The following is an 11,012-nucleotide window of genomic DNA, read 5'->3' on the forward strand; positions in this document are numbered from 1 at the left end:
ATGAAGGAGTAGTAGCTGATGAGCTTGGATGATATTGCAATTATCGTAATGAGCCTTACTGGGAGCTTTGGTCTTACAACCTTAGTGTTTATGTCGAGGGTCCTGGCTCAAATCAGCAACAAAAAGAGATCCTATCGGAGCATAGGACGACGAGGTATAGCGAGCTTCCTGCTATCAGTCATTTTTATGACGGGTCTGGGATTCAGTATTTATAGAATCCCTTATTTGCTTGGGCATAATCCATCATGGTCGCAACTGACGGAATGGGGCCCTCCAAGTTTAGTACCTGCCGCTATTACCTTATATGCATCTATGGTTATCTTCTATTTGTACTCGTTATTGATCGCTTATTTTCCTCAGAAAAACGAAAAGTCATGGTTTTACTTAGGCACTCTAAGCATTCTAGGTGGTGCAAGCAATACGTTAATCATTTTCTGTATTAACATCGCTATATCGGGTAGTCGTGCGGAGTTAAGCAAAATGATTCTGTATTTCTTGCTGGCGCTAACTTTTTACATTATTTCTCAAGTTTTAGTCCGAAAAAAATTAATATCGATTGCCAACGAGCTCATTTACGCCAAGCGCATGACGATGATAGACATCTTTCTTCGCTCTCCTTATAACAAGTTGGAGAAGATTGAGAGCGGGCGGATCTATTCGAGCTTAAATAATGAAATGGAGGTAATAAGTGAATTTGCAAATACGCTAATTACGGTGTTGACGAGTTCGATAACGCTTATTGGTTGTTTAGTGTATCTAGGCGTGTTGAACCTCTATGCGCTGTTACTTCTAATTGGTGTACTTGTACTTATTGTGTTGGTGTATCAAAAGCAATCTGGAAAGCTGGACGCCATCTGGGAGAAAGTTAGAGATCTTCAAAATACGTTTCTTGATTATATTCAAGATATGGTCGGGGGCGCTAAGGAGCTTTCTATTAATAAGAAGAAAAGCAAGCAGTTCCGCGGAGATATCGAAGCAAGCTGCAACGATTACATGGAGCAGAGAATTGTCGGAGAAGTTAAATTTGCTTATGTTACCATCTTAAGTGAGATTAGCTTCATTATCATTATCGGTGCGGTTGTCTTTCTATTCCCTTACCTGTTTAAGAGCTTGGATATAACCACCTTGCAAAGCTTTGTGTATTTATTTTTATTCATGATTGGGCCGATTACGGTGTTGTCGAGCGCAGTGCCTAATATGATGCAAATGAAAATTAGTTGGCAGCGGATCAACCAATTTATGAGTGATCTCGGATCTTTGCGAATTTCTCAGACAGATTCTTCGGAATTGATGACAGGCACCAGACCTAATGAAACGAGCTTAGAATTAATAGATGTTCACTTCAATTATATGAGCGAGAACGGCGAATCTTTCACGGTAGGCCCGATTAATCTTCGCTTTAATCCAAGTGAAATTTCATTCATCACAGGCGGGAACGGAAGTGGTAAGTCTACGTTGGCAAAGCTCATCACAGGACTGTATTCGCCAACCAAAGGTGAGATTCGGATTAATGGGAACCTCGTTGAATCGATGCAATTGGGTGAATATTTTTCCACCATATTTAGCGATTTCTACTTGTTTAAGAGAATTTACGGAGTTGACATGGAGCAGAAAAGCTCACTGGTTGCTCATTACTTAAAGCTACTCAGAATCGAAGATAAGGTTGAGGTTAAGGATGATGCCTTCAGTACGGTTAAATTGTCTACTGGACAAAGAAAACGACTTGCTTTTCTCGTTAGCTACTTAGAGGGTAAACCGTTTTGCCTATACGATGAATGGGCAGCGGATCAGGATCCAGAGTTCCGCCAATATTTCTATGAGGTTTTGTTACCGGAATTAAAAAAAGAAGGCAAATGTATTATTGCAATTACCCATGATGATGCCTATTACGACACAGCGGATCAACTCGTCAAAATGGAATTCGGGAAGCTGCAGAAAGTTGAGCGTCGTAAGGTTGGGATATCGCAGGCTAGACAATTCAATTTCTCTACAAATCTCAACGAGTGAGGGTGCCTATCATGAATGTATTCGAACAATTGGAATCTAATGTAAGGTCTTATTGCAGAACGTTTTCTGATGTTTATGTTAGCGCTAAAGATAGTACGATGGTTGCAGAAAACGGGAAACGGTATATTGATTTTTTTGCGGGTGCAGGCGCTCTGAATTATGGGCATAACAACACATATATGAAGAAAAAGATAATAGATTACCTGGAAAATGACGGCGTCATTCATGGATTGGATATGTTTACGACAGCGAAACGCATATTTATTGAAACCTTTCAAAGAGAGGTTCTTGCTCCTAACGACTATCCATACAAAATGCAATTTTGTGGTCCGACGGGTACAAATGCGGTAGAGGCTGGCATAAAGCTAGCTAGAAAGGTAACGGGGCGTACAGGAATATTTTCGTTTATGGGCGGATTTCACGGCATGTCGCTAGGCAGCTTGGCTTTGACTGGCAACCTATACAACAGGGCAGGTGCGGGAATTCCTCTTTCTCATGTTACGTTCATGCCTTACCCCTATGGATTCATGGATACGTTCGATACCATTCAATATATGGAAACGGTTCTGTCGGATGAAAACAGTGGGGTAGATAAACCGGCAGCCATCATATTCGAGTCGGTTCAGGCGGAAGGCGGCGTTATCGTCGCTCCGATTGAATGGATGCGCCAATTGAGCGATTTGTGCAAACGGCACGACATTTTATTGATATGTGACGATATTCAAGCTGGATGCGGGCGAACGGGAACATTTTTTTCATTTGAACGTGCAGGAATTGTCCCTGATCTTGTCATTCTTTCTAAATCGATTAGCGGTTATGGGTTACCGATGTCGATCGTTCTCATGAAGCCTGAGCTCGATATTTGGCATCCTGGGGAGCACAATGGCACATTCCGTGGTAACCAGTTAGCCTTCATTGGCGGCACGGCTGCCTTAGAATATCGGAAGCAAGTGAATTTGGAGCAAGAGGTAAAGAAGAAAGCCGACTTCATGGAAAGCTATTTGAACAAAGAAATTGCATCTCTTGATTCAAATATAAAGATCCGTGGTATTGGGATGATCTGGGGAATTGATGTCTCTTCTCTTACGGATAAAGAGATATCGAAGAAAGTGGTATCGGATTGTTATGAGAAAGGGCTCATTATCGAAAGGGCAGGAAGAGGAGACACGGTTATCAAAATCATGCCGCCTCTGAATATTGAGATCGAGCTTTTGCTGCAAGGCATGACCATCATTAAGGAAATTATGCAAAAACATTGTGCTCAAAATGTCTATGAAGGAGACACAATTGTTCATGCTTAATCACAGGAGTGAGACGATGAGCAGCAATCAAGCGATTACTAAAGAAAACGTAGAAGATATTATTAACTTGAGTCTAATGCAAGCTGGAATGCTGTTTCACTATATCCAAAATCCAGAAACGGATATGTATTTTGAACAATCTAGCTTTCGCATTACCGGTAATATCGATTTAGATAAAATAAAGCAAGCATGGGGTCATGTCGCTGCAAACAATGAAATGCTTAGAACGATTTTCAAGTGGAATACCATTGATCGACCGATTCAGATGGTCCTGAAACAATTCCATCCCCCTATTCTTACGATAGACTTATCCAATTATTCCCCTGAAGATCAGCTTATTCAGTTACAAATAATGAAAGAAACAGATCGGGCACGCAAGCTGGATTTGGAGTTGGAGCCTTATCGTATACTGCTTTGCGTATTATCTGATCATGAAATGGAAATGGTTCTGTCCAATCATCATATTTTGTTTGATGGATGGAGTCTGGGTATTCTGCTCAAAGAATTTCAGGACGTCTATAATGGTTTAGTCGAAGGTCAAGAGCTGTTGAAGCCGAGAAAAGGAAAATACAAGGAGTTTGTCAAATGGTCGCAGATCCAAGACAGAAGTGAACCGTTAGCCTACTGGAATCATTATTTGGCAACATTTGAGCCTACTCGGCTGAAGATAAATCGGAACAATGGATCAGACGATTATAAAGTGGAACGCTTTACTTTCAGCATTCCAGAAACGGTGTATTGCGCTGCTCAAGCATTGGCGAAAACGTCCAATCTTACGTTAGCTCCCCTTCTTTATACGGTATGGGGTGTTTTGTTACAACGCTATACAGGTACCCACGATGTGGTTTTTGGCTCAGTGGAATCAGTTAGACCCCAACATCTGAGAGAGATGGAACAAGTCGCAGGTTTGTTCATTAATACGTTGCCTACAAGGGTGAGTTCAACGGATAACACAAGTGTGTTTGCTCTCATCAATCAAATCTCTGATGCCATTAAGACCCGAGAAAACTATCGCTACACGTCTCTTGCTGAAATAAAAGCAGCATGTGGCTTAATAAATAATGATTGGTTTGATTCGATTGTCGTTCTGGAGAATATCCCTTTTGAGCACATTTTTAATACAGAAGGCAACAAGCTTCAAATTCACTCCTTCACCGCAAACGGAAAGACCAATTACGATATTTGCTTGAAAATTTTCCTCTATGATGGGCTTTCCCTGCACTTTGAATACAATCAAGATTTGTTTGACCGCCCGGAAGTGGAGAAAATGGCAGAGCATTTCAATGTACTCTTGCATGAAATCGTCCAAAACCCCGACGGTCTCGTAACCGATCTAACCATGTTAACGAAAGCTGAGAAGGAGCAGCTAATTGCGTTCAACGATACGAAAGCCGACTATCCAAAGGATAAGACCATTCACCAACTGTTTGAGGAGCAAGCGGATCAAACACCCGAAAAAGTAGCGATCTCCTTTGAACATAAACAGTTGACCTACGGTGAATTAAATGAGAAAGCTAATCAGATGGCCCGGGCATTGCGTAAACGTGGGGTTAGCTCCGGCAGTGTCGTCGCAATTAAGTTGGAACGTTCGCTAGAGATGATTGTAAGCTTTCTGGGAGTGCTGAAAGCTGAGGCTGCTTTTGTGCCGATCGATCCAAAGTATCCAGATGAAAGGGCAAAGCTTATTTTGGAAGAATGTCAGGCTGCTGTTCTGATCACCCAAACTCATCTGATGAATCTAGTCTTGGAAGGGACCCCCTTTCTAAATGTGGAGTCGGCATCGCTAGGAGAAGAAAGCACAGACCCCCTAGACAATGTAAACAAATCGGATGATTTGCTCTACATCATATACACATCGGGTACGACAGGCAGACCAAAGGGCGTGATGCTAGAGCATCGCAACCTGGTTAACCTGCTCTATTTCCAGTTTAGCGAAACTAACATCGACTTTAGCGGCGGCGTATTACAATACACGACCTTGAGCTTCGACGTTTGCTATCAAGAGATATTCTCAACCTTACTATCCGGCGGGAAGCTCCATCTCATTGACAATGATACGCAAACAGATGTTAACAAATTATTGGAGGTCATTTCTAGTAATCAAATCGAGGTGCTGTATTTACCCGTATCCTTTCTAAAATTCGTTTTTCTGGACAAGGAATTTGCTACTCGGTTCCCAACATGCATTAGACATATTATTACGGCTGGAGAGCAGCTAGTCGTAAGCGACGAGCTAAAAAAGGTGCTTCGGACACAAAACATACTGCTTCATAATCATTACGGCCCTTCGGAAACTCACGTAGTGACAACCTATACGATAGACCCGTCGAAGCCGATTGCAGATTTGCCATCGATCGGCAAACCGATATCCAACACATACATCTACATTCTTGATGGAAGTCGTCAATTGGTGCCCCAAGGGGTGGCAGGGGAATTATATATCGCTGGGGATAATGTAGGTAGAGGATACGTGAAGAATCCAACGTTGACAGCACAGAAATTTGTCCCTGACCCTTACCATTCGGGGGAAACGATGTATAACACGGGAGATCTGGCACGTTGGATGCCTGACGGTACCATTGAATATTTGGGCAGAAAAGATGATCAAGTAAAAATCAGGGGACACCGGGTCGAGCTCGGTGAGATTGAATCTCAGCTGCTGCGGCATCCGCTCGTTAACGAAGCTTCGGTGAAAGCGTGGGTAGAGACAAATGATATTCACTTTCTGACAGCTTACATTGTGCTGGAAGAGGAGATTAGTTTTAGAGAGTTGCGTCATGATCTGGCGAATTGCTTGCCGGAATACATGATTCCTTCTCATTTCGTCAGGATGGAGAAGCTCCCGATTACGTTAAACGGCAAGGTAAACAAGAACGCGTTGACCCAACCCGCAGGAATGGTTCCTAACGACACCGCTTATATACCGCCAAACAATCTAACGGAAGAAACGCTATGCCGAATTTGGCGCAATTTGCTTGGCGTTACTAAATTGGGGATCAGGGACAACTTCTTTGAACTTGGAGGTCATTCGTTAAAAGCCATGTCCCTGATGTCACATGTTCATAAGCAAATGAGCGTTAAGATCACACTAAGAGATATTTTTGATCATCCAACGGTTGAGCAATTGGCAAAGGTCATTCAAAAGCAGGACAATCATCAATTCATCCCCATTGTCAAAGCTAAAGAAAGGGACTATTATCCGCTATCGTCTTCGCAGAAACGGCTATTTATTCTTCATCAGTTGGAAGGCGCTGAAAAAGCATATAACATGCCAGCAGCGTTATTACTTGAAGGGGAGTTAGAGCTCGGAAGGCTGGAACTCGCTTTTGCTCGTCTCATTGAAAAGCATGAAGCATTGCGGTCTTCGTTTGAACTGGTCGATGGCGTTCCGGTTCAGCGAATTCATCCATCCAGCGATTTCCGTATCGGTTATCGGGAAGCATCGGAAGCGGCAGCGAAGGCAAGTATGGAAGCTTTTATTCGTGCGTTTGATCTGAGCCGAGCGCCACTCCTGCGTGTGGACGTGATCAACACTGGAGAAAATACTCATCTGCTGTTATTCGATATGCACCATATCATTTCAGACGGAATATCGGTAAACATTCTTTTTCGAGAATTAAGTGAGTTCTATGCGGGGAAATCTTCGCAGCCACTTTATCTTCAATATAAGGACTACAGTCTATGGCAACAGGACTTTTTCCAGACGGACGCATATAAAAAAGATGAGAAATACTGGTTAGAAACGATGGCAGGAGAGCTTCCGGTTCTGGAGCTGCCTATGGACGGCGCCAGACCAGCGCTGCAAAGCTTCAATGGTGATGACATTCAAGTTGCGTTAGATAAGGATTTATCTGAACAACTCTATCATTTAGCTAGTACGACAGGAACAACATTGTATATGGTGCTGCTAGCGGCGTACGCAGGTTTCTTGCACAAGTTAACCGGTAAAGAAGAATTCATAGTAGGTTCTCCCATTGCCGGAAGACCTCAAGCTGAGCTTGAGAACATCATGGGTATGTTCGTTAATACATTAGCGCTAAGAATGTTTCCTTCGGAGAACAAACGTTTTTCTGACTTTTTGCAAGAAGTTAAGCATACGGCATTGTCAGCTTATGAGCATCAACAATATCCTTTCGAGGAATTGATCGAGAAGCTAAACATTCGCAGAGATTTAAGTCGCAATCCGATCTTCGATACGATGTTTGAATTGCTGAATTTGGAAAATACTTTTGAGTTAACCAATATTCAGGTAAAGCCGCACAAATTTGGCTATTGTGCATCTAAATTTGATTTGACTTTTAGTGCGATTGAAGAAAAAGGCAGAATTAAATTAGTTGTTGATTATTGTACTGCATTATTTAATAGGGAAACGATTGAACGGTGGATTCGGTACTATATACACATGTTACAGAAGCTGGTTCATCAGCCGGACGCTGTATTAGGAGACATCGAGCTGCTATCTGAGGCTGAGCGAGAACAAATCCTCGTTGGATTTAACGAACCTTCATCAGTTGAAGAAACGGGGAGCAAGACATTTAACGAAATGTTTGAACAACAGGTCATGAAGACGCCTGAGCAAGTGGCACTTGTCGTTGGGGAAGAGGAATGGACGTATGCGGCTTTGAATGCGCACGCCAATCGATTGGCTCGTTTGTTGCAAGCCAAAGGCGTGCAACGCGAGACGATCGTAGGGATTATGGCGCGTCGCTCCGCAGATACGGTCATTGGGGTACTAGCTGTCATGAAGGCTGGCGGGGCTTATCTTCCAATCGATCCTACCTATCCATTGGGGCGAATCTCTTATCTGTTGCGAGATAGCCATGCGCAATTACTGCTAACACAACGTGAACTGCAAGGACAAATCACAGAGTTGCTCACGGGTGGCCAGGCGGAAGAGCAATTCGAAGCGGCTGGCTTCAGTGGGGACGTGCTTTACTTTGAGGATGCGTGTTTGGAGGCGGGAAATTCCGATAATTTAGGACTTCTGGGCGGGCCAGAGGATTTGGCCTACGTGATCTATACATCTGGGACGACGGGCAATCCCAAAGGCGTCATGATCGAGCATCGAAGCTTCGTTAACGTAGCAACGGCCTACCGAACGGTCTATCAATTAAATCAATTTCCGGTGAGATTGCTGCAGATGGCGAGCTTTTCTTTTGACGTGTTTTCGGGGGATCTGGCGCGTACATTCGTGAGTGGCGGACAATGCGTCCTCTGTCCAGAGGACGTGCGGGCTGATGTCCCGGAACTGGTGAAGCTCCTACAAGAACGGGGCATCACGATCTTTGAGTCGACGCCGGCGCTGATTACGCCGCTATTCGACTATGTGCAGGAGCAAGGAATCAATCTGCATGAATTGCAGGTTGTTATTGTCAGCTCGGATAGCTGCTCGGTTGAAGAATATGACAAGCTTCAAAGGCGGTTTGGTAGGCATACTCGGATTCTGAACGTATATGGCGTGACCGAAGCGAGCATAGACACGAGCTATTATGAGGAACCACTGGACAAGCTGCCAAGTGCGGGGTATGTCCCGATTGGCAAACCGATGCCGAACATGCAAATGTATGTCGTCAACGAGCGCGTGCAACTGCAGCCCATTGGCGTGCCAGGGGAATTGGTTATCGGTGGTGCGGGCGTGGCGCGTGGCTACTACCGGAAGCCGGAGCTAAGCGCAGAGAAATTCATAGCGAATCCATTTGTTTCGGGTGAGAAATTATATCGGACAGGCGACTTGGTAAGGTGGATGCCAGACGGCAATATCGAATATTTGGGTCGGATCGACAACCAGGTACAATTGCGCGGTTATCGCGTTGAGCTGGGGGAAGTGGAATCGAGGCTGCTACAGATCCAAAAAGTGCGGGAAGCGGTAGCCATCATACGGGATGATCAGCAGGGAGAGCGGTATTTATGTGCGTACGTGGTGGCAGGTGAAGAGCTTGCTATTTCAGCTATGCGGGAAACTTTGGCGAAGAGCCTGCCTCACTTCATGATCCCGTCGTACTTTGTACGGATGGACCAAATGCCTTTGACGCCGAACGGCAAAGTAGACAGAAAGGCGCTGCCTGCACCAGATCGAGAAGATGGCAACATGCTCTACGTGGCACCTGTGAGCGAGCTGGAAGCTAAGCTTGCCGTAATCTGGCAGGATGTATTGCGTTTGGAGCGTGTAGGCATCCGCGACAATTTCTTCGAGATTGGCGGTCATTCTCTAAGAGCCACCGCCATGACTTCGCGAATACATAAAGAACTGAATGTCTACATCCCGCTTCGAGAAGTATTCTTATCACCTACGATAGAAAAGTTGGTTAGAGTGATTGAAGAGCTCAAGGGCAACCCATTTGCAACCATCGTAAAGGCCGATTACTGCGATTATTACCCGCTCTCCTCGGCACAAAAGCGCCTTTATGTGCTACAGCAAATGCCAGGGTCAGAGCTAATCTACAATATGCCGCATGCGATGATGCTTGCGGGTAGGTTGGATCGAGAGCGTTTGGAAAGAGCCTTTGTCGCATTAATAGAACGACATGAAACATTGCGTACATCATTCGAAATGATAAACGGAGTGCTGTTACAACGAATTCATCCTACAGTAGATTTCCAAGTCCGTATAAAGCAGGTGACGGAAGAGCAGCTAGAAGCAATGGTTCAAGCGTTTGTTGAACCGTTCGATTTGGGACAAGCCCCTCTTTTTCGAATAGAGCTAATCACTCTATCGGAAGAGCGTCACTTACTGCTACTCGACATGAATCATATTATTTCCGACGGGATTTCTATTGAAATCATTTACCATGAGCTCGGCGAGATCTATACGAAGAAGGATTTGCCCCAACTGGACATTCAATACAAAGACTATGCGGTTTGGGAGCAGAAGTATTTCGACAGCGAGGCCTTCAAGATTCATGAAAAGTATTGGCTGAATGCAATGGCAGGAGAACTAATTACGTTAAATTTACCAACTGATTATCCGCGAACCTCTGTACAAAGCTACTCCGGCGATACGGTTACGTTCAGCATTGGAAAAGATCTCACCGATAGACTCAGACACTTGTCTATTCAAACGGGAACAACGCTATACATGGTGCTAATGTCCGCTTATCAGATCCTACTTCATAAATATACCGGTCAAGAAGATATTCGAGTGGGCTCACTCATTGCAGGAAGATCTCATGCTGACGTAGAGCCCATTGTGGGTATGTTCGTCAATACGTTGGTTATTAGAATGGTACTTTCAGGAGAGAAAACAGCATCCAGTTTTCTTCAAGAAATGAAGCAAACGACGCTCGCGGCGTACGAACATCAAGATTATCCGTTTGATATTTTGGTAGATCAGTTGAGTTTGAAGAGGGATTTAAGCAGAAATCCGATTTTTGACACGTTGTTTGCGCTGCATAATACAGAAAACCAGGCGAAAAAACTTTCAGAGGTTGCCATGAGTTACTATCCGCTTCCTTTTGCTATATCGCTGTTTGATCTCTCTTTGGATGTCGTGGAATTGGAAGATTCCTTGCATTGTACGCTGGATTACGTTACCTCGCTATTCAAGAAGGAAACCGTTCAGCGAATGAGTAACGATTGGATATTCATTCTGCAGTCGATTACCTCAAATGCGGAGGTTCAAATCAAGGATATCCAACTTCAAACATTCAAGGTTTTAAAAAATACAGTGGATCAGCCGATTGAGTTTATGTTTTAACAACTTGGAGG

Annotated in this window: 3 protein-coding genes; all 3 read left to right on the plus strand. The window is 44.1% G+C overall.

All coding sequences use genetic code 11. The annotated features are described in order from the left end of the window. Nucleotides 1–18: 18 nt before the first annotated feature. The 3 genes from GK047_RS12425 to GK047_RS12435 are packed head-to-tail and all read left to right on the plus strand — an operon-like array spanning nt 19 to nt 11,001. On the plus strand, nt 19–2,007 hold the full coding sequence (locus GK047_RS12425; RefSeq protein ID WP_163946504.1) for a cyclic peptide export ABC transporter: 1,989 nt from the start codon (nt 19–21) through the stop codon (nt 2,005–2,007). An 11-nt stretch (nt 2,008–2,018) separates the two neighbouring features. Continuing rightward, the gene (gene ectB / locus GK047_RS12430) at nt 2,019–3,308 is read left to right on the plus strand and encodes a diaminobutyrate--2-oxoglutarate transaminase (RefSeq protein WP_163946507.1); all 1,290 of its coding nucleotides are present in this window, start codon (nt 2,019–2,021) and stop codon (nt 3,306–3,308) included. 16 nt (nt 3,309–3,324) lie between these two features. After that, nucleotides 3,325–11,001: an amino acid adenylation domain-containing protein gene (locus GK047_RS12435; RefSeq protein WP_163946510.1), complete on the plus strand. Its 7,677-nt coding sequence runs from the start codon at nt 3,325–3,327 to the stop codon at nt 10,999–11,001. Nucleotides 11,002–11,012 lie beyond the last annotated feature (11 nt).

The sequence above is a fragment of the Paenibacillus sp. SYP-B3998 genome (genome assembly GCF_010820665.1).
Taxonomy (GTDB): domain Bacteria; phylum Bacillota; class Bacilli; order Paenibacillales; family NBRC-103111; genus Paenibacillus_E.